The sequence below is a fragment of the Devosia sp. YR412 genome, assembly GCF_900110945.1.
Taxonomy (GTDB): Bacteria; Pseudomonadota; Alphaproteobacteria; order Rhizobiales; family Devosiaceae; genus Devosia.
On record NZ_FOFL01000007.1, the window covers coordinates 73,332 to 97,981 of the forward strand.

General features: G+C 62.3%; 23 protein-coding genes and 2 tRNA genes. 8 read left to right on the top strand and 17 right to left on the bottom strand.

The genetic code is table 11. The features are described 5' to 3' along the window. Positions 1-6 precede the first annotated feature (6 nt). The 8 genes from BM045_RS17755 to BM045_RS17790 form a co-directional block, all read right to left on the bottom strand. Positions 7-723: an alanyl-tRNA editing protein gene (locus tag BM045_RS17755; protein WP_092185699.1), complete on the bottom strand. Its 717-nt coding sequence runs from the start codon at positions 721-723 to the stop codon at positions 7-9. 8 nt (positions 724-731) lie between these two features. Continuing rightward, positions 732-2,183, bottom strand: a complete 1,452-nt coding sequence (gene cls, locus BM045_RS17760) for a cardiolipin synthase (RefSeq protein WP_244523053.1) — start codon at positions 2,181-2,183, stop codon at positions 732-734. A gap of 66 nt (positions 2,184-2,249) precedes the next feature. Then, positions 2,250-3,296: a cysteine synthase A gene (locus BM045_RS17765; protein ID WP_092185703.1), complete on the bottom strand. Its 1,047-nt coding sequence runs from the start codon at positions 3,294-3,296 to the stop codon at positions 2,250-2,252. A 143-nt stretch (positions 3,297-3,439) separates the two neighbouring features. Continuing rightward, positions 3,440-4,846 (bottom strand): cryptochrome/photolyase family protein, encoded by a 1,407-nt coding sequence (locus BM045_RS17770; RefSeq protein ID WP_092185705.1) that lies wholly within the window; start codon positions 4,844-4,846, stop codon positions 3,440-3,442. 51 nt (positions 4,847-4,897) lie between these two features. Further along, positions 4,898-5,356: an SRPBCC family protein gene (locus BM045_RS17775; RefSeq protein WP_092185707.1), complete on the bottom strand. Its 459-nt coding sequence runs from the start codon at positions 5,354-5,356 to the stop codon at positions 4,898-4,900. A gap of 133 nt (positions 5,357-5,489) precedes the next feature. Beyond that, positions 5,490-5,565: transfer RNA gene (locus BM045_RS17780), tRNA-Asn, on the bottom strand. A 99-nt stretch (positions 5,566-5,664) separates the two neighbouring features. Continuing rightward, positions 5,665-6,270, bottom strand: coding sequence for a molybdenum cofactor guanylyltransferase (locus BM045_RS17785; RefSeq protein ID WP_092185709.1), 606 nt, complete (start codon positions 6,268-6,270; stop codon positions 5,665-5,667). Further along, the gene (locus tag BM045_RS17790) at positions 6,270-7,472 is read right to left on the bottom strand and encodes a benzoate/H(+) symporter BenE family transporter (RefSeq protein ID WP_210185042.1); all 1,203 of its coding nucleotides are present in this window, start codon (positions 7,470-7,472) and stop codon (positions 6,270-6,272) included. The genes BM045_RS17785 and BM045_RS17790 overlap by 1 nt, the downstream gene beginning before the upstream one ends. Positions 7,473-7,621: 149 nt before the next feature. Here BM045_RS17790 and BM045_RS17795 point away from each other — a divergent pair, with 149 nt between their 5' ends. Next, on the top strand, positions 7,622-7,864 hold the full coding sequence (locus BM045_RS17795) for a hypothetical protein (RefSeq protein ID WP_092185711.1): 243 nt from the start codon (positions 7,622-7,624) through the stop codon (positions 7,862-7,864). After that, complete coding sequence (locus BM045_RS19010) at positions 7,861-7,998, top strand: hypothetical protein (protein WP_170848574.1); 138 nt, start codon at positions 7,861-7,863, stop codon at positions 7,996-7,998. The genes BM045_RS17795 and BM045_RS19010 overlap by 4 nt, the downstream gene beginning before the upstream one ends. Positions 7,999-8,050: 52 nt before the next feature. Here the strand turns inward: BM045_RS19010 and BM045_RS17800 are convergent, their stop codons facing one another. The 5 genes from BM045_RS17800 to BM045_RS17820 form a co-directional block, all read right to left on the bottom strand. Beyond that, positions 8,051-8,962: a TIM barrel protein gene (locus BM045_RS17800; RefSeq protein WP_092185713.1), complete on the bottom strand. Its 912-nt coding sequence runs from the start codon at positions 8,960-8,962 to the stop codon at positions 8,051-8,053. 15 nt (positions 8,963-8,977) lie between these two features. Next, positions 8,978-10,093, bottom strand: coding sequence for an ABC transporter ATP-binding protein (gene ugpC, locus BM045_RS17805; RefSeq protein WP_092185715.1), 1,116 nt, complete (start codon positions 10,091-10,093; stop codon positions 8,978-8,980). A gap of 7 nt (positions 10,094-10,100) precedes the next feature. Further along, positions 10,101-11,018, bottom strand: a complete 918-nt coding sequence (locus tag BM045_RS17810; RefSeq protein WP_092185717.1) for an ABC transporter permease subunit — start codon at positions 11,016-11,018, stop codon at positions 10,101-10,103. Between the two features lie 8 nt (positions 11,019-11,026). Then, a complete protein-coding gene (locus BM045_RS17815; RefSeq protein WP_092185719.1) occupies positions 11,027-11,911 on the bottom strand; it encodes an ABC transporter permease subunit in 885 nt (294 codons plus the stop codon). Positions 11,912-11,986: 75 nt separating this feature from the next. Continuing rightward, on the bottom strand, positions 11,987-13,327 hold the full coding sequence (locus BM045_RS17820; RefSeq protein ID WP_092185721.1) for an extracellular solute-binding protein: 1,341 nt from the start codon (positions 13,325-13,327) through the stop codon (positions 11,987-11,989). Between the two features lie 373 nt (positions 13,328-13,700). Between BM045_RS17820 and BM045_RS17825 the strand changes: the two genes are divergently transcribed. Further along, positions 13,701-13,774 (top strand) — tRNA-Cys (locus BM045_RS17825). 118 nt (positions 13,775-13,892) lie between these two features. On the opposite strand, the gene BM045_RS19345 is transcribed toward BM045_RS17825, so the two are convergent. After that, positions 13,893-14,021 carry a hypothetical protein gene (locus BM045_RS19345; protein ID WP_280139487.1) on the bottom strand — a complete coding sequence of 43 codons (129 nt, stop codon included), beginning with the start codon at positions 14,019-14,021 and terminating at the stop codon, positions 13,893-13,895. A 55-nt stretch (positions 14,022-14,076) separates the two neighbouring features. Then, positions 14,077-14,349 carry a hypothetical protein gene (locus BM045_RS17830; RefSeq protein WP_092185723.1) on the bottom strand — a complete coding sequence of 91 codons (273 nt, stop codon included), beginning with the start codon at positions 14,347-14,349 and terminating at the stop codon, positions 14,077-14,079. Positions 14,350-14,572: 223 nt separating this feature from the next. Here BM045_RS17830 and BM045_RS17835 point away from each other — a divergent pair, with 223 nt between their 5' ends. The 3 genes from BM045_RS17835 to BM045_RS17845 all read left to right on the top strand — a co-directional run bounded on the left by BM045_RS17835 (position 14,573) and on the right by BM045_RS17845 (position 17,684). Continuing rightward, a complete protein-coding gene (locus tag BM045_RS17835) occupies positions 14,573-15,229 on the top strand; it encodes a protein-L-isoaspartate O-methyltransferase family protein (protein WP_092185725.1) in 657 nt (218 codons plus the stop codon). Between the two features lie 133 nt (positions 15,230-15,362). Continuing rightward, positions 15,363-16,742, top strand: a complete 1,380-nt coding sequence (locus BM045_RS17840; protein WP_170848575.1) for a TolC family outer membrane protein — start codon at positions 15,363-15,365, stop codon at positions 16,740-16,742. Positions 16,743-16,967: 225 nt separating this feature from the next. Beyond that, a complete protein-coding gene (locus tag BM045_RS17845; RefSeq protein WP_170848576.1) occupies positions 16,968-17,684 on the top strand; it encodes a PopZ family protein in 717 nt (238 codons plus the stop codon). 280 nt (positions 17,685-17,964) lie between these two features. Here BM045_RS17845 and BM045_RS17850 read toward each other — a convergent pair whose 3' ends face one another. Continuing rightward, positions 17,965-18,261 carry a hypothetical protein gene (locus BM045_RS17850; protein WP_092185731.1) on the bottom strand — a complete coding sequence of 99 codons (297 nt, stop codon included), beginning with the start codon at positions 18,259-18,261 and terminating at the stop codon, positions 17,965-17,967. 172 nt (positions 18,262-18,433) lie between these two features. Here BM045_RS17850 and BM045_RS17855 point away from each other — a divergent pair, with 172 nt between their 5' ends. Both BM045_RS17855 and BM045_RS17860 read left to right on the top strand, forming a co-directional pair. Beyond that, on the top strand, positions 18,434-21,187 hold the full coding sequence (locus tag BM045_RS17855) for a valine--tRNA ligase (protein WP_092185733.1): 2,754 nt from the start codon (positions 18,434-18,436) through the stop codon (positions 21,185-21,187). A gap of 8 nt (positions 21,188-21,195) precedes the next feature. After that, positions 21,196-22,203: a CorA family divalent cation transporter gene (locus tag BM045_RS17860; protein ID WP_092185735.1), complete on the top strand. Its 1,008-nt coding sequence runs from the start codon at positions 21,196-21,198 to the stop codon at positions 22,201-22,203. A gap of 246 nt (positions 22,204-22,449) precedes the next feature. Here BM045_RS17860 and BM045_RS17865 read toward each other — a convergent pair whose 3' ends face one another. Then, positions 22,450-24,180, bottom strand: coding sequence for an ABC transporter ATP-binding protein (locus BM045_RS17865; protein ID WP_348271260.1), 1,731 nt, complete (start codon positions 24,178-24,180; stop codon positions 22,450-22,452). Positions 24,181-24,650 lie beyond the last annotated feature (470 nt).

The window sequence follows — 24,650 nt, forward strand, 5'->3', positions numbered from 1 at the left end:
CGGATTCTATTCGACAAAAACCAGGCTTACGCGCCTGTTCTGCTTGCCCTTTTTCTCGATCTTGCCCAGCGCCAACCTACCGATTTCGCTGGTATTGCGCACATGCGTGCCGCCGCAGGGCTGCAGATCGACATCGCCGATCCGGATCAGTCGCACGCGACCCTGGCCCATCGGCGGCTTGACGTTCATGGTCTTGATCATGCCGGGATTGGCTTCCATCTCGGCATCGGTGATCCACTCATGCGTCACCGCCAGATTGCGCCCGGCCAGCTCGTTGAGCGCCTGTTCGAGTTCAGCGAGATTGTCCGGCGCTTCCGGCATGTCGAAATCCAGCCGTCCCTTGTCCTCGCCGATCGACCCACCGGTGACCGGATAGGCAAATACCACCGAAAGCAGATGCAGCGCCGTATGCATCCGCATCAGCTTGTAGCGTCGGTCCCAATCGATCTCGGCCACCACGGCCTCGCCAACCGCCGGCAGCGCCTGGCCCTCGGCCGGCACATGCACGATCTGTGTCTTGTCGCCATCGGGGTGGATCGCCGTGGCAATGGCGACCACCGAGCCATCGGCTCGCGTGATCCGGCCATTGTCGCCCGGCTGCCCACCCGATGCCGCATAAAACACCGTGCGGTCCAGCACCACGCCGCCCTCTGGCGTGACGGCGATCACCGTCGCCGGTGTCGATTGCAGGTAGCTGTCGTCGCGGAACAGGAATTCGGTCATGGAAAAACTCAAAGCACGGGAGAGAGCAATTTCGCGGCCTGGGTGGCGAAGCGCAACGGCAGCGAGCGGCCTTTGACCTCGGCCATGTCGACCTGCCGGCACAGTTTGAAATCCTCGATCAACATGGCTTCCACATTGTTGATCGTCGTCTGGTCGGCAAACCACATGGTGATCTCGAAGTTGATCGCGAAGCTGCGATTGTCGAAATTGACGCTGCCGATGGAGGCGATCTGGTCGTCCATCAGCACCACTTTCTGGTGCAGGAAGCCGTCGGTGAAGCGATAGATATCGACGCCATGCTCCACCATGGCGTCGGCATGGGCAATGCTGGCCAGCCAGACCATCTTGTGGTCCGGCTCATTGGGCAGCATGATCCGCACATCGACGCCGCGTAGCTTGGCGGCAAACAGCGCCGTGCGGATATCGGTATCCGGCACGAAATACGGGCTGACGATCCAGACGCGCTCGCGCGCCCGGCCGATGATATCGGTAAAGGCAATGGCGCATTCCTCCAGCTTGTCGGCCGGGCCACTGCCCATCACCAGCACCGATTGATCGCCCGGCGTCGCCACTTCTTCGGGCGGCGCGGAGGGCAGGGTATCACCCGTCGCCCATTCCCAGTCTTCGCGGAACAGCAGCGCGCAGCCCAGTGCTGCCGGCCCCGAAACCCGCACATGCGTATCGCGCCAGCGCCCGAATTTCGGGTCTTCGCCCAGATATTCGACGCCCACATTATGCCCGCCGACCCAGGCGTGCTCGCCATCCACCACCACGATCTTGCGATGATTGCGATAGTTGATGCGGCTCGGACCATAGACCCGCAAGAACTTGTGCCGCTGGTTGAAGCCCGCCACCTTGACGCCGGCCTCGCGCAATTGCGTGCGATAGCGCTTGGGCATGCCCGAGCTGCCGATGTCGTCATACAGCAGGAAAACCTCCACCCCGGCCCTGGCCCGCTCGATCAGCCTTTTGGCCAGTTCCTCGCCCAGCGCGTCATCGCGGACAATATAGAACTGCACCAGCAGATATTTTTTGGCCGTCGCAATCCCCTCGAAGATGGAATCGAACGTCGCCTTGCCGTCGATCAGGATTTCCACTTCGTTGCCGTTGAGAAACGGCACTTCGGACACCTTGGTCTGCACCGGCCATTTGTGGCTGGTCTCGCGGTCTATCAGAGCCAGATCCTTGGCCCGCAGCGGCCGCGCGGCGCGGCCATTGCGGATGCGGTCGGTGGCATAATCGTCGAACGCCTTCCAGCCCAGGATCAGATAAAGAAAGGCCGTCGGAAACGGCAGCAGCGCCAGCGCCAGGATCCAGGCGATGGAACCCTGCGAAGTCCGAGAATTCATTACCTCGCGCACCGCGCAGATGAAGGCCAGCAGGTAAATCGCCAGCGTAATCGCCGCCACGATGTGGAAGTCGGCGATGATCGCCCGCAGAATGTCGTCAATGCCTATCAAGATGTGCCGCCTGACTCATGGAGCCGCACTCTATCAACAAGTACCTGCCGAACAATGGCGCTTGGTTCAGGCGCCGGGCTCGATCACGCTGGAAATATCGATCGGCGTGCGGCCTTCCATCCAGCTTGGCACCGGCAGGCCCTTGGCATGCAGGAATTCCGGGTTGAAGATCTTGCTGGCATAACGATTGCCATAGTCGCAGAGGATGGTGACGATGGTCTTGCCCGGTCCCAGGTCGCGCGCCATGCGCACCGCGCCGGCGATGTTGATGGCGCTTGAGCCGCCCAAGCACAGGCCTTCATGTTCAAGCAGGTCGAAAATATAGGGCAGGGCCTCGGCATCCGGAATCTGGTATGGATTGTCGATCTTGAGGCCCTCAAGATTGGCCGTGATACGGCCCTGGCCTATGCCTTCGGTGATCGAGTCGCCCGAAGATTTCAGCTCCCCATTGGCGAAATAATTGTAGAGCGCAGCGCCTTCCGGATCGGCCAGGCCGATCTTGACGTCAGGATTGCGCGACCGCAGCGCCTCGGCCACGCCGGCCAGCGTACCGCCCGAACCCACGGCGCAGATGAAGCCGTCGATCCGGCCATTGGTCTGCTGCCAGATTTCGGGGCCCGTGGTTTCCACATGCGCGCGCTTGTTCGACACATTGTCGAACTGATTGGCCCAGACGGCGCCCTCCGGCAGCTCGCGATTGAGCTTTTCCGCCAAGCGGCCGGAAATCTTGATGTAATTATTGGGGTTCTTGTACGGCTTGGCCGGCACCTCGATCAGCTCGGCGCCATATAGGCGCAGCGCGTCCTTCTTTTCCTGGCTCTGGGTTTCGGGAATGACGATCACCGTCTTGAAGCCCAGCGAATTGGCCACCAGTGTCAGCCCGATCCCCGTATTGCCGGCGGTCCCCTCGACGATCGTGCCGCCGGGTTTCAGAGCTCCCGACTTCACCATGTCATGAATGATGAACAGGGCAGCACGATCCTTGACCGACTGGCCCGGGTTGAGAAACTCCGCCTTGCCCCAGATATCGCAGCCGGTCAGCGTCGAGACGCGATTGAGACGGATCAGCGGTGTGTTGCCGATCGCAGCGATGAGGTCTTTATGGTTGGCCATGGCTCGATCTATGAGTTTTTTGAAGGGCTTATGTTAGGTGTCCGGCCCATGGCGAACAAGGTCGAACCGATTGATCTGGAACGCTTTTGCTCCAGCGATGATGCCAGAGCAAATTCATGCTCAAAGGCGCTGGATGTTAGCCGCTATAGCCGCCCCGCCGCCTCCAGCGCACGCACCCGGCTGGTCTTGAGATCGACGATCGGCGCCGGATAGTTTCTTCCGATCACCACCCCGGCCTTGTCCAGCACATCCTTGGGCGCTGCACTCGGCTCATGGATCCACTTTTCCGGCAGTTTCGCCAGTTCCGGCACCCAGCGCCGCACATAGTCGCCACCGCCATCGAAGCGCTCGCCCTGCACCACGGGATTGAAAATGCGGAAATAGGGCGAGGCATCCAGCCCGCTCCCGGCCACCCATTGCCAATTGCCCGGATTGCTGGCGACATCGCCATCCACCAGGCAATCCCAGAACCACTGCTCGCCCAGGCGCCAGTCCACCAGCAGGTTCTTGGCCAACAGCGATGCGACCAGCATGCGCACCCGGTTCTGCATATAGCCGGTTTCCCAAAGCTCCCGCATGCCGGCATCGACGATCGGCAGGCCGGTCTGCCCAGTCTGCCAGGCCTTCAGATCCTTCTCCGACGACAGCCACTCCATCCCGGCATATTTGCCCTGCATCGGCACCGTGGTGATGTCGTCGCGATGATAGAGCTGGTGATAGTTGAAATCGCGCCAGGCCAGTTCGGAGAGGAATTTTTCCACCGCCGCCTGCTTGCCGAGATCGGCATGCGCCACCGCCTGCGCCGCGTGCCACACTTGTCGCGGGCTGACTTCGCCAAAGCGCAGATGCGGCGACAGCAGCGACGTCACATCCTTGCGCGGAAAATCCCGCCCCTCGGCATAGTCGTCCAGCCGCCCATCAAGGAAGTCCGAAACCTGCTTTGCCGCGGCCTCTTCCCCGATGCTCCAATGCTGTCCGAGTTTCCCAGCCCATTTTGGCGCCCGGTAGTCCTCATCAAACCTGCCCGCCCGCAACGGCTCGTCAGCATCGGGCCGCCGCTGTGGCCGGGCGATCGGCGTGTCCTTCAGAGTCTTCCAGAACGGCGTGAACACCGAATAGGGCTTGCCCTGACCGGTCGCGATATCCCAGGGCTCGACCAGCACATTGCCGGGGCAGGACTGCGCGCCAAAGCCGCGCTGCCGCAAATCATGCTTGATGGCGGTATCGGCATCGCGCTCAGCCGGCGCATAGCGCCTGTTCCAGAACACCTCTCCCGCTGCCAACTCCTTGGCCAGCTCCGGCACAACCTTCTGTGCGTCACCGCTCCGCACAACCAGCGTCACGCCGCGCTTGGCAAGGTCTTTCCCCAGCGCATTGAGACTATGATGCAGCCACCAGCGCGCCGCAGCGCCGGGCGGACGCACACCCTTGGTCGTCTCATGGATATAGACTGCTGTGACGGGAGCGCCGCCCAGATGAGCGGCGCGCAGGGCAGGGTTGTCGGCTATCCGCAGGTCGTTGCGCAGCCAGACGATACTGGTTTGAGCCATATGCACTTGTCTCCGGAATGCGATACGTCCGGAGAGGGAAAATGGTTCAAATCATTCCAAAACTTCTGCGAGATGCTCGAGCGCCGCGCTCCATGCCTCGATCGAGAAGATCCGCGATTCCGGATCGGCATGCGCCAGGCCGCGCTCGGTGATCGTCACCTTGGTCTGGTCGTCGCCAACTGCCTTGAAGTCGATATCGAGCACGAAGATCAGCTCTTCGGCGTCTTCGCCGTCGCCATCCTTATGAACCCAGCTCATCACCAATTTCTGGTCTTCGACGAACTGCAGGATTTCCCCGCTGACCGTATGGTCCTCCGGATCCTCGTCATCGCCAAAGGTGGTGAACTTATATTCGCCGCCCTCGAAGGCATCGAGTTCGGCCTCGTCGGCCTGCCACTGCTCGATCAGCGCCGGGTCGGTCCAGGCCGAGAACACATCGCTGATATTGGCGTCGATGGTGCGGGTGAGGGTGATCTGGCTTTCGCCGTCGATATCCATGCCGTTGCTCATGCCGGCTCCTTGGGCTGCAGACTGTGCCGAACCCCTAGCGCGCAAGGTGCAGGCTGGCAATGGCGCGGCACAAACGCCAAAAGTCTCACCGAAAGTGCGGCAAGACCGGGAAATTGGCAATGTTAGGGAAAGTTGGCTCCGCGAGCTGGACTCGAACCAGCGACCATTCGATTAACAGTCGAATGCTCTACCAACTGAGCTATCGCGGAACACTGTTACCTCGTCTCCAAGGCATGGTCCGTTTAGCGAAGTTGATTTGCTTTGCCAAGCCCCCTTTGCGCCGATTGTGCATAACTTTCACAGGGCCGTCATTTCCCGGCGAGTTTTTGCAGCGCAATCAGGTCGGCTACCGTGTTGATGTTGAGAAAGGGATTAGAATCAACATGATGCCGCCAATCCAGCTGCACGGCGTTGAGGTTTTGCAGCAGCCGTTTGAGGCTTGTGGGCGCGGTTCCGGCCCGAACCTGCGTTGGCAAATCCTGCAGCGCGTCCAGTCGCCACACCGCATTGGGCGGATAAAATTGCTCCCCCCAGGCGGCATAGGCCACCGGCGCATCGCCTAGGGCCTCCACGAGCCGCTCCACAACGTCCTCCGGCAGGAACGGCGTGTCGACCGCCGCAGACGCCAGCAGCCCGCTTGTGATTCCTCGCAAGCGCAGCGATTCGACCGCCGCCGCTAGTCCCGCCAGCGGCCCACCAACCGGCGCATCTATGTCCACGACCGCCATGGAATCATCGCGCCGCCCACGACCATCGCCCTGCGTCCCGACAGCAATCATCAGCGATTCCACCGGCCCCAGCGCCCCTGCGACCCGATCGACCAGCCTCCGCCCGCCCAGCAACAGATCCGCCTTGCGCACGCCCCCCAGCCGCTCGCCCTTGCCGCCGGCAATGATGACTGCGTGCACAGGCATCACTTGCCGACCACCTCGGGCGCCGCCTTGATTCCGGCCCGCATCAGCCCCAGCATGCCGATGCCGGCCACCAGCCCCCAGAACGGCGCCCCAACGCCGATAATGGTGATTCCCGACGCCGTGGTGACAAAGGTCAGCACAGCCGGCAGCCGCGTTTCTTCCGCTGCCAAAGCGCTGGACAGGGCCGCCGCCAGACTGGAGAGCAGAGCCAAGCCAGCGACAGCCTGAATCAGCAGGGGCGGGGAGGCGGCAATGAACGCCGCCGCCAGGCTCGCGCCCGGTGCGATGAGAAGGTAGACCACGCCCGCCGAAACCGGCGCCGGCCAGCGCTTGTCCTGGTCTGGATGCGCCTCCGGCCCGGCGCAGATCGCCGCCGTGATCGCCGCCAGATTGCTGGTATGCCCGCCAAAGAAAGCCGTCACGGCGCTGGCAATGCCGGTCATGATAAACAGCGGCGCCGGTTGCAGTCCGAACCCATTGGCCCGCATCACCGCCAGCCCCGGCAGGTTCTGGCTGGCCATGGTGACGATATAGAGCGGCAGCCCGATACGGATGATCGCATCCAGCGTAAACACCGGCATCACCGGCACGAACACCGGCCAGCTGCCATCCAGCGCGCCGGGCTCCAGATGCGTCGAACTCGCCAGCATAATGCCCGTCACCACCACAGCAATCGGCACCGCATAGCGCCGCGCAAACCGCATGCCGATGACCCAGGCCAGCAGAATCGGCAGCGCCAGCGCCGGCATTTCCGCCACGGCGGTGATCGGGGCCAGGCATAGGGTGAGCAGCATGCCCGCCAGCATGGCATTGGCGATCGAGGCCGGGATGGCCGCAATCAGCCGCGCCAGCGGCTTGATCAGCCCGGTCAGCACGATCAATCCGGCCGCCACGATGAAGGCCCCGGCCACCGCCGGAAATCCACCAACAGGTTCACCAACGGTGAGCAGAAACGCCACCCCCGGCGTCGACCAGGCAAAGCTCACCGGCACTTTCAGCCGCGCACTGACCACGATGTTGAGAATGCCGATGGCAATGCACACCGTCATCAGGCCCGAGCCGGCCTGCTGCGGCGAAGCGCCCGCCGCAGTCAGTGCTGCGAGGACGAGGGTAAAAGTGCTGGCATAGCCAACCACCGCTGCGAGGGCCCCGGCCATGATCGGCTGCAGGTATTCGCGCCGGCTCCCGCCAGCCAATGACATCTCGCTCAAACGACTTCCCCATGATTGCCCGAGCAACCTATGCAAAGGTCCCGCGCCGGTGAAGCCGTAAACGTGCCGACCTGGGAGAGGGCAACTGAACCAATCCTCGCCTGCATGGTTGTTCAGCAGAACACATGAGGAGGACCATCATGACCACGCCAAATGACCCGGCCAACCGCTTCCCCAAGGGCGACCACAACCGACGGCTCGCACTGGGAATGGAGCCGCAAGCCTTCGCGCTTGAAGCCGGCGTCACGCCCGAAGCCCTGCATGAATATGAGACGACGAGCCCCGACCACGACTTCGATGTCTATGTCGCCGACCTGGTCGGCGCCGCGCTCGAACGCCTCGAAGCCAATCCGCCCACCAGCCAGAAGGTGCTCAACCAATGAGCGACAAGCCCTCCAAGCCCGCGCCGCTCGAAACCGAACCCGGCGAACAGCAGGACGACAATATCGACGATCTCGGCCGCAAGTCCGGCGGTGGCAAGCAGGAACAGCCGGTCGAAAAACAGCCGCGCAAATAACGATAGCCGAAAAGAAAACGACCCGGTGGTGATCCACCGGGTCGCTTGGTTCTTACTGCGCGGCAGCCTGTGCCGGAGCATCGAGACCGGCCAGCTCGCGGGCGCGCCGCAGGCTTTCGGGCTGTTCGCTGCGATGGCGCGGACCGATTTCCATCATCATCACCGTATTGGGCAGGAAATCCAGTTCGGTAAATATCCAGTCCCAGTCGATGTCGCCCCAGCCGAGCGGCATGTGCAGATCGCCAATACCCATGGCTGTGTTTTCCTGCGGGTGGAACGCCTTGTAGAAGGCCTGCGGACGACCAAAGCTGTCATGCACATGCAGGTGGCCGGTGACAGGCGCCATGGCGGCGATCTGCTCGCGGAAGTTGAGACCCTTGTAGGTGCTCTCGATATAGGCGTGGCTGAAGTCGATCAGCGCCACGACATTGGAGTGGTTCACCGCCTTGACCGTCTCAGCCACTTCGGCCGGGGTCTGGCGATACTGGCCAGGCTCGGTGGTGAAGATGTTTTCAAACGCAATCCGCACGCCATAGGGACGGGCGAAATCGCCAAGCTCGGTCAGCGCCTCGCGCTCGCGCACATCGGCTTCGGCACGCTGGTGCAACTGATCGGCGCGCAGGGCACCGCCATGCTGCACGAGGATGCGCGCATCGATCCGATCGCACACTTCCACCAGCGCCTTGGCGGCCTGCATCTGGAACACGGCGGTATCGGGGTCCATGAAGTTGGACGACACCAGGCCATGCACCGTGTAGCGGAAATCGAACTGGCTGGTGATGGCGACGAGGCGCTCCAGCCGTTCCGGCAGAATACGGCCGCCCGAGATCAGGTCCACGCTGGTGAGGCCCAGTTCGACCGTATCGACGCCAATATCGGCCAGGCGGCGCAGGTCGGCTTCGAGGCTGAACAGCTCGCCGTCGTCGGAGCCGGAATTGAAACCGGTCGCAATGATGTTACCCATGATGTCTCCCTGGGGTCAGGCGTTGATGCGGGAATTGGTGGCGGCGCGCTGGGCAGCGCCCAGCTCGATGCGGCGGCCGGTGTCCTGGCTGAACACATGCAGGTCGGCCTCGTCGATCGCGAGATGGATCGGCATGCCGGTGCCCAGCGCGTCAGTGCCATGGTCAACAGCAATCAGACGGCTGCCATCAGCATCGGCATAGATCAGCCGGGCTGCGCCGAGCTCTTCGGTATAGTCGACCACGGCCGCAATGGCGTCCTTGGTATTGGCCGGCACGCGACGCACCAGCTCGGGGCGGATGCCGATCGAAACTTCCTGGCTGACAAGGCTCGGCGCCACGGTTGGCAGGTGGATCATGCCACCCTTGCCGTGACGGAAATGGCCGTCCTCGCCGAAGAAGCCGCGCACCAGGTTCATGGCGGGCGAACCGATGAAATCGGCAACGAACAGGCTTGCCGGGCGGTGGTAGACTTCGCTCGGCTTGCCGACCTGTTCCACCACGCCCTGGTTCATGATGATCAGGCGGTCGGCCAGCGTCATGGCTTCGGTCTGGTCATGCGTCACGAACACCGAGGTCACGCCCAGCCCACGATGCAGGCCGCGCACTTCGGCACGCATGGCGACGCGCAGCTTGGCATCCAGGTTGGAGAAGGGCTCGTCGAACAAAAACACCTTGGGCTCGCGCACCATGGCGCGGGCCATGGCGACGCGCTGGCGCTGGCCGCCCGACAGTTCGCCCGGCTTGCGGGTGAGGTAGGGGTCGAGGCCCACCGACTTGGCAACCTTGAGCACTTTGGCCTCGCGCTCGGCGCGCGGCATGCCGGACACCTTGAGCGCATAGCCGATGTTCTGCGCCACCGACATATGCGGATAAAGCGCATAATTCTGGAACACCATGGCGCAGCCACGTTCGCGCGGCTCCAGCTTGTTGACCACGGTATCACCGATGGCGATGGTGCCTTCGGTGATGTCTTCAAGGCCGGCGATCATGCGCAGCAGCGTGGACTTGCCGCAGCCCGACGGCCCGAGGATCACGACGAATTCGCCGCTCTCGATGGTCACGTCGACGCCGTGCACGACGGGGTTCTTGAGGTAGCGCTTCTTGACGCCGGACAGGGTGATGGCGGTCATGATAGTCTCACTTGTCGCGGGAGATGAGGCCACGCACGAACCAGCGTTGCATGAGGGCAACGACCAGGAGCGGCGGCAGCATGATGATGAGGGCACCCGCCATGGTGACGTTCCAGTCGGGCGTGCCGTTCTGGGCGGGAATGAGGGCCTTGAGCTGCATCACCACGGTGCCGAAATTGGCGCGGTCGGTGGTGATCAGCAGTGGCCAGAGATACTGGTTCCAGCTCGAGACGAACATGATGGTGGCCAACGCCAGCATATTGGTGCGGCTCAGCGGCAGCAGCACTTCAAAGAAGAACCGGATCGGGCCCGAGCCGTCCATCTTGGAGGCTTCCACCAGCTCGTCCGGAATGGTCATGAAGAACTGGCGATAGAGGAAGGTGCCGGTGGCGGTGGCAACCAGCGGCAGGATCAGCCCGGTGTAGGAGTTGAGCAGGTTCCATTCGAGCGTCACGCGGACGCCTGACATCATTTCCAAAAGGCTGGTGATGCCGAACGTGTCGAGCAGGGTCTGGAACGGAAGCAGCGCATTGGCGGCGATGGAATAGGTCGGCACGATACGCACTTCAAGCGGCAGCATCAGGGTGATGAAGATCAGCCAGAAGCACAGCATGCGGGCCTTGAAGTTGAAGAACACGATGGCAAAGGCCGAGAGCGCCGCCAGCACGATCTTGCCGGTGGTGACGCCAACCGCCACGATCAGCGAGTTGATCATCTTGGGGCCGAGATCAGCCCGGGCCCAGGCGGTCTGGATGTTTTCCAGCAGGTGCCCCGAGGGCCAGAGGTTGAGGGGCACCTGGCTGACTTCCTGCAGGCTCTGGCTGCCGGCGACGATGGTGACCCAGAAGGGCACCAGCACCAGCACCAGCCCGAGGATCATCGTGGCATAGGTGATGAAGTCGAATATCGGCGAACGTTCGATCATGGCCGGTCTCAGTTGTAGTGGACGCGCTTTTCGACCCAGCGGAACTGGATGAAAGTCAGCGCGATAACGAGGATCATCAGGACGATGGACTGTGCGGCAGCGCCGGAATAATCGAGCCCTTTGAAACCATCGACATAGAGTTTGTAGACCATCACCTCGGTGGCATTGATCGGCCCGCCCTCGGTCATCACGTCGATCAGGCCAAAGCTGTCGGTGAAGCTCGAGATCAGGTTCATGATCAAAAGGAAAAACACCGTCGGCGCGATCAGCGGCAGTTGCAGGTCGAGCATGCGGCGATAGGGGCGGGCCCCATCCATCGCGCCGGCTTCCGACAGCGATTTCGGCAGCATCTGCAAGGCGGCCAGGAAGAAGATGAAATTATAGCCGATGCCCAACCAGGCATGGCAGACGATGACCATGCCCAGTGCGTGAAAACCATTGGTCGCCGGATTCCAGATGCCCGGCCAAATTTCGTTGACCGCGCCGATCAGCCCGGCTTCCGGGGCAAAGATGAAGCGGAAGGCAACGCCGGCCGCGGGAGCGGCAATGGCATAGGGCCAGACAAACACCGACTGGAACAGGCGGGTGCCCTTGAGCGCCCGGTCGACGAACATCGCCAGCGTCAGCGCAATCCCCATCGAGATCACTGTGGCTGCAATGGCATAAAACGCGCTGCGGCCGACGGTGGCCCAATAGCGGGTGTCGCCGAACAGCGAGAGGAAATTGTTGAAGCCGGCCCAGGTATTGCCGCCGCCCCAAGGCTGTTCCAGCGTGAAGGCCCAGAACAGGGCCTGCGAGGTTGGCCAGTAGAAAAATACCAGCACCAGGATCAATTGCGGCGCCAGCAGCAGCCACGGCAGGATCGGGTTACGGTAGAAAGCGCGACGTTCCATGAGCCGTGGCCTTTATGCAGCAAGAAAGAAGACGCGGACGGTCCGGGGACCGTCCGCGCTGGCTTATTGGAAGGATCAGGGGAGAGCCTGGCCCGGATAGGTGGCTTCGAACTTGCGCAGGACTTCGTTGCTGCGGGTGGCAGCGTCATCGAGAGCCTGCTGGACCGGCACGTTATTGAACAGCACGGCGGCGATGGCGTCCTGGATTTCCTTGCGGACGGCACCGAAATTGCCGAGGCGAACGCCACGGGTATATTCGGTCGGCGGGGTGAAGCTCAGGCTGGCCAGAGCCAGTTCGCGACCCTTGTAGGGTGCGGCGTCATAGAAGCCCGAAGCCTTCATGGCTTCAAAGCCCGAATTGGTCACCGGGATGTAACCGGTCACGGTCGACCACCATTCAGCCTGCTTCGGCGTGGCGAGGAAGGCGTAAAAGGCTGCGGCGCCCTTGTACTGCTCGGCATCCGAACCCTTGAGGGTCCACAGAGCCGCACCACCAACGAGCGAGTTCTTGCGCTCGGTGCCTTCCCAGACGGGAAGCATGGTGACGTCCCAATGCATGCCTTCGATGGCCTGCTTGCCGATCGTGCCGTGGTCGGCGATCGAGGACGACGACATCTGGCACTTGGCATTGATGAAGGCGTCGTTGGCGGTTTCGCCGGTTGCCTTGCTCTTCACCACCAGCAGGCCTTCGTCATACATCTTCTTGAACCAGCTCAGCTGGTCGACGAACTTGCCCTTGTTGAATTCGACGGTCGCATCGAGACCACCATAGCCATTGCCGTTCGAGGCGATTGGCTGGTTGTGGATCGCCGAGAACTGCTCCCACCACTGCCACTGACCGGTCGGGTCGAAAGCGATCGGGCAATCATAGCCGGCAGCCTTGAGGTCGCGGGCAATGGTCTCGACCTGTTCCCAGGTCTGCGGCGCGCCTTCAAAGCCGACAGCGGCCAGCGCGTCGGTGTTGTAGTAGAACATGGCCGTGGAATTGTTGAACGGCATGGCCAGCAGTTCGCCCGAGGAGGTGGCGAAGTAGGAGCTGACGCCTGAGTTATAATCGGACCAGTCGATGTCGTAGCCGTTTTCTTCCATCAGCTGACGCACGGGGACATAGGCGCCCGACAGCATCAGGTCGACGGTGCCGCCGTCGCTGATCTGGGTGATGGTCGGCTGCTTGTTGGCGCGGAACGCTGCAATCGTGTTCTGCAGGTTGTTTTCGTAGGTTTCCTGGCTGACGCAGACGATTTCGTAATCGGCCTGGGATTCGTTGAACGTCTTGCACATGTCCAGGATGCGCTCGGACAGGTCGCCCGACAGGCCATACCAGAATTCGAATTTGGTCTGGGCCATTGCCGGGGCCGTTGCGAGCGCAAGCGCTGCGATCGTGGTTGCTGCACTGAGCAGCCGGGTGCGTGTCATTTGAGCCAGTCTCCGAATTTAACGCCTGTTGGGCGGCGGGACATCTAGGCGTTCTGCTTGACAGTTCCTTCTCAGCCAGACGTCGGTTGTCGGACAGTTCCACGACAGATTGATGAATTTGCATCGGCCCACGACGGGGCCATCGCCCCGAAAACCACGATCTCAGCCGTGGTTTTTCAGGCGTCTTGCGGCTTAGTGATTGCCAGAGCCGGATTTTGACGCGCGTGTGACGCAATGGTCATGCTCGCGCAAAGGGCTGCCGCCAGATTTTGGCAATGTCCGGCGCCTCGGCATAACGATTTGAAAAATTCACCGTCCGTTAGCCGTGGGTCTTGCATAAGCCCATATCGTCCAATAGGTACTGCGGACGTGAGGCCTCGTGGCGGAGTGGTGACGCAGCGGATTGCAAATCCGCGTACTCCGGTTCAATTCCGGACGAGGCCTCCAACAAATTCCATGACATTGCTGACGCTTAAGCCCCTTAAAGCGGGCCGACCGGTCTTGCACTTGGCGCAAAGAAAAACCCCGGAGACGCGCCCCGGGGTTTCATCGTGATCGCTATCGATCAGAACTTGAAGCTGACACCGGTCCGCACCGTGCCATAGGTCACGCGGGCATCGACGCCCGGAGGCACCACGCCGCCGAGATATGTCCGTGTGCCGAGGTCGGTATAGAGACCTTCCACGCGCAGCACGATATTGTCGGTGGCCGCAATTGGGTGGTGAGTCCAATCGTATGTCTTTGGCTATTCAAGCGCTCAATTGCTGCTTCGCCTGCCCAGGACCGCGGTGGCTTTGTTCCTTTACCCGCGCCGCCAGCCTCCCGTACGCAGCGATCAGCTGCGCCGCCGCCGGGGCATTGTCCGGATGCTCGATTGCCAAACTGGCCAACGCCCGCGTCTCGCCCTGCAGCAGGCGCACCACCTCGTCTGGGCGGGTGGAAATCGTCGACATCCAGTCCCAGGCCGCAAGCACGCGGCGCGACTGGCTGATCTGGTCTTCCGGGCTGGCGAGGTCGCTCATCTTGGCACTCCGATCGATATGCAAAAGCAACGGAAGGTGCTGGCATCTGTTTCGCTGCGCCCTGGTTCACGGTAAAGACTGGGTTAGCGGGACCACACCAATTGTCTTGCGGCATGGGTGCCATGCAGTGCTAAGCTGTGGCTTGCGGCCATGGCAGCTTGCCAGCCACGCCCTCGGTCGATATTCACGTCCGGCATAGGGTGGCGTTCAGGGCGTTTGTTGAATGGTCGATTTCGATCGCGCACGGCAGGTGATGCTGGATAGCCAGATCCGCGCCGGCGGCGTTACCAATGAGCGCATCATTGCCGCCATGCGCGCGGTGCCGCGCGAGCTTTTCGTGCCGGATGCCCGCCGCGACCTGGCCTATGTCGATGATCTGCACTGGTTCGGCCAGCCGCGCACCTCCCGTTTCATGCCGTCGCCCGCCAGTCTCGCCAGGCTGCTGCAACTGCTTGAAATCCACGAGAATGACGCCGTGCTCGATATCGGCGCCAGCACCGGCTATGCCACGGCCCTCGTCGCCAGCCTTGCCGCTTCCGTCACCGGTCTGGAACAGGATGCAGCGCTGGCCGCAACGGCGCAGCACAATCTGGCCCGCCTCGGCATTGCCAATGCCAGCATCGTCGCAGGGGATATTGCCGCGATCGGCCCCAACCAGTTCGACGCAATCTTCGCGCAAGGTATGCTCAATAGTGTCCCGCCCGGCGCCATCGCCGCCCTGCGGGACGGCGGTCGGCTTGTCACGCTGATCCGCAATGGGGCCATCGGCGTCGCTCATGTGTTCGTCAAGACGGGCGGGGCCGTCACCACGCGACAGGAATTCAACGGGGTGCTGCCGACTTTGTTGGCCACGCCGCAAGAGGCGGAATTCATTTTCTGATAGTGATTGCATTGGTGTTGCGCGTCGGGCACGACGCGACATCAATCGTACGTCAAACCACTTTAGTATTGCTGCAGCAGGTTGTGTGCCCCATGTGCTGCGCATATCGTTTCGGGGTTCTGGGAGTCGGCCAATGGGTTTTCGGGTTAAATTGATCGTCAGCGCGTTGGCGTTGGGCATGGCCGCGGCGTCGGTCGGAGGTGCCCAGGCACAATCGATCACCCAGGCCCTGACCATCGCCTATGATCATGCGCCCGATCTGCAGGCTGCATTGCTCGAGGCCAAGGCTGCCGCGGAAAATGTGGCGCTGGCCAATTCCGGTAATCGCCCGACCATCGGCGCCTCGGTTGGTGGCACCTATGCGTGGTCGGCCGGCCAGGCCAGCCAAGCCAATCCCAATGGTAATTATGTCGGCGCCTCCAGCTATACCGCGGGCCTGTCCTACAACCAGACCATTTTTGACAATCACAAGACCGAAGCGCAGGTCGAAGCTGCCCGCGCCGGCGCCGAAGCTGCCGAACACGGCATTCGCAACACCGAGCAGAATGTGCTGCTCTCGGTCGTACAGGCCTATATGTCGGTCCTGAGCGGTCGCCAGCTGGTTGCTTTGCGCCAGGAAAACACCAGCTTCTTCCAGGCCCAGCTACAGTCGGCCCAGGATCGTCTCGATGTTGGTGAAGGCACCCGCATCGATGTTGCCCAGGCTCAGGCCCGTCTCGCCCAGGGCGATGCCAGCTATCGCGCGGCGCTCAGCAGTCTCGAGATCAGCCAGGCGACCTTCCAGCGCTATGTCGGCGCACAGCCGCAGGGCCTCAATGCCTCGCACAATTACGGCCGCCTGATTCCAGGCAATCTGCAGGCTGCCATTGCCGAGGCCGAGGCCGGTCACCCGGCCATCCTCGCCGCCAAGGCTGCCATTCGCGCCGCCCAGGCCGGCAGTGATGCGGCCGACGCCGCCTTTGGTCCAAATGCTTCGGTGTCCGGCCAGGTCGGCACCGGTTTCAGCAGCGCCGGCGCCGGGCAGGGCATCAGCGGCCAGTTTGGCTTCCAGATTACCGTGCCGATCTATGCCGGCGGCGCCATTGGCGCCGGCGTGCGCAAGGCCAATATCGAGCTGATCAAGTCGGAAGTGACGGCTATGTCGTCCTACGACCAGATTCGCGAGGCGGTGATTTCCGCTTGGGCCGGCATGCAGAGCGCCGATGCACAGATCTCTGCCGCCAATGCCGCGGTTTCCGCCGGCACCACCGTGCTGGACGGCGTCATCCAGGAGCGTGACCTCGGCACCCGCACCACGCTCGACGTGCTCAATTCCCAGGCCGAACTGACCACGGCGCGTGAAGCGCTGATCAATGCCTCGACCAACAAGGTTGTCGCGACCTTCTCGCTGCTGGCGGCAATGGGCCACCTCACTGCGCGTGATCTGGGCCTTGCCGTCGAGGTCAAGTCCGCCGTTCGCTACAACCAGGCCGTTGAAGACGTCTGGCAGGAACTGCGCACCGTCGCCGAGTAAACCCCTGACACACTTGTTCCATCTGTGGTGGCCGGGTCATTCCCGGCCACAAGTTTTAGTGGAAGAAGTCTTTGCGGGGCTTATGTGCGATTCCTTATCCGGCTTGCTGCAGTTAAGGTGGTAGTAACGAATCAGGGCAGTCGCGTTGGCGGATGATTGCAAGCTGGTTTGGGCGCGCATGAGTAAGAGGCACTGATGAACAAGCCGGCACCCAAAGAACCATCGATGGATGAAATTCTGTCGTCCATCCGGCAGATCATCGCCGATGACGACGCGGCTGGCGCACCACGGCGCCCCAGCATCCAGGCGGCCCCGCCGCCGATGCAGGCCACGCCGGCCCGTCAGTCCGACTCGCTCGACCGCGACCTCAGCGACATGCTCGACGATATCGAGCCGCTGGCGCTGTCGACCGCACAGATCGTCGACAAGGGTGACGATGATGTCGGCGGCTTCAGCTTCGATTCCATCCTGGCCGACACCAAGGACGATGACGAGCCCATGCTGGCGCCCGCGCCGCAGCTGGTCGAGCCTGAAGATATTGCCTTCGACCTGAGCGACCTGGCCGACGAGGAAGAGGAAGAAGAACTTCCCTCTTTCGATCCGCCGCCGCTCGCCAAGGCTCCGGAACCCGAACCCGAGCCGGTGTTTGCGCCGCGCGCCGTGCCGGCGCCCGAGCCGATGTTCCAGGCCGCGCCTTTGCCAGATCCCAAGCTGACCAGCGACATGGCTGACCAGCTGCTCGAGCCGGCCACCCAGGCCGCCGTGCGCAGCTCAATCACCAAGCTCAACAATCTGGGCCTCGGCAACGCCGGCGCCACCATTGAATCGCTGATGCGCGACATGCTGCGCCCCATGCTCAAGGAATGGCTGGACGAAAACCTGCCCTCTGTCGTCGAGCGTATGGTCGAAAAAGAAATCGCCCGCGTTTCCCGCGGCGACTAAAGCGGCAAGCACCGCTCCAAAATTCAAAACCCTCGGGCAAGTCCCGAGGTTTTTTGTTTTCCTGGAGCCCCCGATGTTCTGCAGTTGGCCAGACGAGTTTGCGCTGGATGCTTCGGCTCTTGCGTAGCCTCTCCCCTGAGGGGAGAGGGGAGGGTGAGGGGTTCAGAGGTCCGTTGTGGCAGGGTTGGTCAAAAGTACTTCTGAACCCCTCACCCGGCGCTTGCGCGCCGACCTCTCCCCTCAGGGGAGAGGTGGTGACCGCCCATCCATCACGCCAGACCTAAAGCACCGGCTGAACCACTGGCGGCACATAAATCACCGGCGGTACAAATTTCGGGATCGCCTGCAGCCGCTGCTGCAATTGCAGATCCTGCAACTGCCGCTGATTGCTCTGCACGTCGAATTCCAGCTGCTTCAGCCGCGTCTCCGCCGCCAGTTCATTTTGCAGGCAAACCACCCGCGCCTGATTGGCCTGAATTTCCGCCGCCGTCGTGCCACCAGTCTCGGGCGGGCAGGCCGCCATGGCGCCGGAGGTGAGGAGCAGCAGTGCGGCAAACGTGTAAGAGATGCGGTTCATCCCAGCATTCCACGCCTCTTAGGCCTGCAAAGCAAATCAAAATCCCGGCAGGCATCACCGATGCGCGCTTGCCATTGACCCAGAGGGCGCCATTTGCTTGAAGTCTGCCAACCATTTTGTTCGGCCTGCCAAGTGCTCTTGCCTGGCGGGTCTCTGCTGTTGCGAGTGATCCATGCTTGAAAAGTCCTATGAGCCAGCCGCGGTCGAAACGCGGGTCTATGCCGACTGGCTCAAGGCCAATGCCTTTGCCGCCGGGGCCGGGGCTGCGCCCGGCGCCGAGACCTTCACCATCGTCATCCCGCCGCCCAATGTCACCGGCTCGCTCCACATCGGCCATGCGCTCAACAATACGATCCAGGACATCCTGGTCCGGTTCAACCGCATGCTGAAAAAGGACGTTCTCTGGCAGCCCGGCACCGACCATGCCGGCATCGCCACCCAGATGATCGTCGAGCGCCAGCTGGCCGAAAAGCAGCTCAACCGCCGCGACATGGGCCGTGAAAAATTCATTGAGCGCGTCTGGGAGTGGAAGGCCGAGTCTGGCGGTACGATCATGAACCAGCTCAAGCGCCTGGGCGCTTCTGCTGACTTTTCACGCGAACGCTTTACCATGGGCGATAATGGCGGCGCCGAAGACCAGATGGTGCGCGCCGTCACCAAGGTTTTCGTTGAGCTGCACAACCGTGGCCTGATCTATCGCGCCAAGCGTCTGGTCAACTGGCACCCGGGTCTTGAAACCGCCATTTCCGATCTCGAAGTCGAAAACATCGAGATCAAGGGCCACATGTGGCACCTGCGTTATCCGCTGGCCGATGGCGTTACCTATCAGTTCCCGATTCTGGACGAAGAGGGCGAAGTCACCGGTCATGAGACCCGCGACTATATCATGGTCGCCACCACGCGCCCCGAAACCATGCTCGGCGATAGCGGCATTGCCGTGCATCCCCAAGACGAGCGCTATGCGTCCCTCGTCGGCAAATTCGTCGACCTGCCGCTGGTCGGCCGCCGCATCCCGATTGTTGCCGACGAATATGCCGACCCGACCCTGGGCACCGGTGCCGTCAAGATCACGCCCGCCCACGACTTCAACGACTTCGAAGTCGGCGTCCGCAACAATCTCGAGCAGATCAACGTCTTCACCACCAATGGCTCGATCATTTCCGACGAGTTCATCCCCGGCGCCTATCGCGGCCTCGACCGCTTTGCCGCGCGCAAGGCCATCGTCGCCGATCTGACCGCGCTGGCCGAGGAAGACCCGACCCGTGGCCTCGATCATATCGAGGACAAGAAGATCATGGTCCCCCATGACGAGAAGTCCAAGCTTGTCGTCATCGAGCCTTTCCTGACCGACCAGTGGTGGGTCAAGGCCGACGTCCTCGCTCAGCCGGCGCTCGCCGCCGTGCGCGAAGGCCGCACCAAATTCGTGCCGCAGCAATATGAAAACACCTATTTCGCCTGGCTGGAAAACATCAAGCCCTGGTGCATTTCGCGCCAGCTCTGGTGGGGTCACCAGATCCCGGCCTGGTATGGCCCGGACAACCATGCCTTCGTTGCATCGAGCGAAGCCGAAGCCCAGGCCCAGGCCGATGCGCATTACGGCGTCCCGACCGCGCTCAAGCGCGACGAAGACGTGCTCGACACCTGGTTCTCGTCTGCCCTCTGGCCCTTCTCGACGCTGGGCTGGCCGGATGAGACCGCCGAACTGCGCCGCTATTATCCGACCGACGTCCTCGTCACCGGCTTTGACATCATCTTCTTCTGGGTCGCCCGTATGATGATGATGGGCCTCGAATTCCTCGACGAGGAGCCCTTCCACACGGTCTACATGCATGCCCTGGTCCGCGACGAAAAGGGCCAGAAGATGAGCAAGACCAAGGGCAATGTCATCGATCCGCTCAAGCTGATCGACGAATATGGCGCCGATGCCACCCGCTTCACCCTGGCCGCCATGGCCGCGCAGGGCCGTGACCTGAAACTCTCCATCCAGCGCGTGGAGGGCTATCGCAACTTCGTCACCAAGATCTGGAACGCCGCCCGCTTCCTCGAAATGAACGAGTGCCGCCGCGTCGAGGGGTACGATCCCAAGGCGAATAAGCTCCCGCTCAACCGCTGGATCGTCGGCGCCGTGGCGCGCGCTGCCGCCGCCACCACGCAGGGCATCGTCGACTACAAGTTTAACGAATCCGCCAATGCCATCTACGACTTCACCTGGGGCACCTTCTGCGACTGGTATGTCGAATTCGCCAAGCCGGTCTTCATGGGCACGGACGAAGCGGCCAAGGCCGAGACCCGCGCCACCGCCGCCTGGGCGCTCGACCAGATCCTGACCGTGCTGCATCCCTTCATGCCCTTCGTCACCGAAGAGCTCTGGGCGGAGACCGGCAAGTTCGGCGCCCCGCGCCAGAACATGCTGATCCTCACCGAGTGGCCAGACCTCTCCGGCCTTGAGGATGCGGAAGCCGATGCCGAACTGACCTGGCTGATCGACGTCATCACCAATGTGCGCTCAGTGCGCAGCGAAATGAACGTCCCGGCCGGCGCCAAGCTGCCGATCGTCGTCGTCGGGGCAGGGGAGGTGACCCTCCGCCGCCTCGTTGCCGGCACGTCGCTGATCACGCGCCTGGCCCGCCTCGAAGAAATCACCCCGACCAATGTGGTCCCCGGTGAATCGGCACAATTTGTCGTCGGCGAAGCCACCTGGGCCCTGCCTTTGGCCGGCGTGATCGACATCGCCGTCGAAAAGGCCCGTCTCGAGAAGGAAGTGGTCAAGCTCGACGCCGAGATCGCCGGAATCGACAAGAAGCTCGGCAACGAGCAGTTTGTCGCCAAGGCACCACCGGAAGTCATCGAAGAGCAGAAGGCCCGTCGTGAAGCCGCCGTGGAACGGCGTCATCACATCCTCGAAGCGCTGAAACGCCTGAGCTAGGAGCCGCCATGGACGATATCCCACGCGAACCGCCAGCCCGTGCCGTCCGCAATGGCATGGTGGGCGTGGGGGCGATCCTGATCTTTGACGGCAAGGGCGGCGTCACGCGCCATGAAAATGGCGCGGAGCATCCGGTGATTCCGGCCAAGGGCTTCAAGCTCGTGGCCGGCAATTCCAAGTCGCCGGAGTTCAAGGTCTGGCTGCGCGAGGAACTGGGCGCCTTCAATGCGGATCTCCTCACCGCGCCCAGCACCCGCGCCCGCTGCACGGTGATGGAAGACAAGGCCCTGGTCATGCTGCGCGTCGTCCGCCCCGGCGCCGCGCCCGATGATGTCGGCCGGCAATTGCTGACGCTCTGGCTCGAAAAGGGCCGCGTCATCATCGCCTCCGAGCTCAACATTCTCGACTTTCTCGGCATCACCCGCTGGGAACAGTCGCACTACGCGCCGGTCTCGCCAGCCGATCTCGTCGCCCGTCTCGGCCTCCGTGCCGCCGACCGGCTCGAACCCTTGCTGGAAAATCTCGGCGACCGGCTCGACGAGATCGAGGAAACCCTCATCGTCCGCCACACCGCCAAGGCGCAGGACAATCTCGAACACCTCCGTCGCACGCTGATCAACGTCCGCCGCCTGGTCTGGCCGCAGCGCGACGTGCTCAACACGCTCGAAATCGAGGACCTGTCGTTCTTTTCCGAAAAAGACCGCCTGCGCCTGCGCGAAGCCTCGATGCGCTCCGCCCGCATCGGCGATGAACTGCAGGCCCTCTCGGAACGCGCCGTGCTGGTGCGCGAGCAGATCATCGACGAACGCGCCGAGCAGATGAACCGCACCATGCTGATCCTCGCCGCCGTCACCGTGGTCTTCATGCCGCTGACCCTGATCACCGGGGCATTGGGGATGAATGTCGAGGGGATACCATTCTCCGATGCCCCGCATGCCTTTGCGGGGGTTTGTGTGGGACTGTTCGTGCTGTCGATCGGCATTGTCTGGTGGATGCGCGGGCGACAGTGGCTTTGAACCGGCCGAAGGCAAAATCGCTCCAGTGGAGCGATTTTAGGTGAAAAGGCCGTGAGGCCTATGGCCGAATGGCGGGCTCTTCCCCACCCACCGGCCGTCACCCCGGCCTTGAGCCGGTGCCCATCCTGAGATCACGCCACAGCCGCAAGGTCGATCGAACCACATTGCAGCAGGACGACCATCTCAGGATGGATCCCGGCTCAAGGCCGGGATGACACCGAGTATGTGGCGAGGTTGGAGCTTAGGCTAAATCCGCCCCGAAACCCGATGCAGCCGCGCATACAGCCCATCCCGGGCCATCAACCCCTCATGCGTCCCTTCCTCGCCAACCCCCTCCGGCGTGAGCACAATAATCCGGTCCGCATGCCGCACCGTCGACAGCCGATGCGCAATCACCAGCGTCGTCCGTCCCCTGGCCAATGACAGCAGCGCCTGCTGCACCGCCCGTTCGCTCTCATTGTCCAGCGCACTGGTCGCCTCGTCAAAGATCAGCACCGCCGGGTCCTTGAGAAACGCCCGCGCAATGGTCAGCCGCTGCTTCTGCCCGCCGGACAGCTTCACCCCGCGCTGGCCGATGTCCGACTGATAGCCCTTCGGCAGGCCCAGGATGAACTCATGCGCATTGGCCGCCTTGGCTGCTGCCACGATCTCGGCCTCGCTGGCATCGACCCGCCCATAGCGCAGATTGTCCGCCACCGTGCCACTGAACAGATAAACATCCTGCTGCACCACGCCCACCGAGCGCCGCAGCGAGGCCAGTGTCACGTCGCGCACATCCCGGCCGTCAATGCCCACCGACCCGCCGGTGACATCATAAAAGCGCGGGATCAACGCACAGAGCGTACTCTTGCCCACACCTGACGGCCCCACCAGCGCGACGAACTCACCCGGCTTGATATCGAGCGACAGGTCCTGAAATACAGGCGTCTCGCCATAGCCAAAACTCACATCGCGAAAACTAATCGCGCCCTGAACCCGGCCAATCGGGCGAGCACCTTTCCGGTCGGCAATTTCCGGCGCCACCTCGAGCAATTCCATCGCCCGCACGAAGCCGGTATAACCCTCCTGCCAGACCCGCGCGACATTGGCGAGCCTTTGCACCGGATCGACCAACACGCCGACGCAGAGCAGGAAGGTGAGCAATTCCGGCACAGACAGCCCTGCCGTCAGGATGCGCATGGCACCCAGGATGATCACCGTGACCAGCACAAGCTGGGCAAACACGTCCATGCCGATGGAAAACCAGGCCTCGCTCCGGTAGCCGTCGCTCCGGCTGTTGAGGAAATCGCCATTCTCGCCGTCGAACCGCTCCAGCTCCAGCGCCTCATTGGCAAAGCTCTGCACGACGCGAATGCCGGACAGCGCGTCCTCCACCCGCTCATTGACGGCGGCAATCTGTTCGCGGCTTTTGGTCAACGCCCGGTTCATGCGGCGGTTGAAATGCAGTGCATAGACCACGGCAAAGGGCAGCATGATCCCGATCGTGCCGGCCAGAACGGGATCGATAAAGAACAGCACCAGTAGCGCTCCGGCGCATTTGAGAAAGCCGATCGCCAGGTCTTCCGGCCCGTGGTGGAACAGCTCGCCGAGGGCAAAGGTATCATTGGTGATCCGGCTCATCAGCTGGCCGGTGCGCTGGCGGTCGTAAAAGCCGAAGGACAGGCGCTGGCAATGCGCGAACAGCTCGCTGCGCAGATCGGTCTCGATCCGCGCCCCCATCATATGGCCCTGATAGTCCACCACCAGCGTTGCCAGCGCCTGGATGGCAATGACGCCCAGCATGATGGCGCCCATGAAGGAAATCTGCAGCAGCCCGTCATCTGCGGCTGCCAGTTCCGGCAGGCGCGTGGTGATATAGCTGGCGCAGAGCGGCAGGGCTATGGCCGTCGCCGCGACCAGCACTGCACAGGCCAGGTCAGCCAACAGCAGCGGCACATAGGGCCGGTAATAGCCCAGGAATTTTCGGGCACGCGACACAGCTCGCGTGGACTCGCCGCGACGTCCGGTCAGTGTGGATAAGCGTTTGAAAAGCCCGGAATTACGGCCTGCGTTCTGGCGCGGCTCCGGCTTCGAAGGAAGAGACTGCATGAGAAATCATGTCCTGTTGAACAAAAGCGTGTTTCGTCTCGGACAGGGTTTTCATCATGCGCTCCTCGGTTCGCGTCATGCGTCGTACTATGCGGCCGACACGGCCGGAGCACAACGGCATCAGCCGCGAACTGCCAGTATCAGCCATGTCTCTGTGCTGATTCAGCAACAGCGATTGTGAATCGATTTCACAGTGTCGTCTGGCAACAATTTGGCGATGTTTGTCGCCACATTCTCACCCTAAACGAGACGGCATAGGCATCTGGGGGCGGATGGCTGTGAGCAGTGTGGACAAGTCCGCGCGCTTGCATGTTTTCCCCCCAAGCCCGAGCTGATTGCGCAACCGCAAGGTTACACGA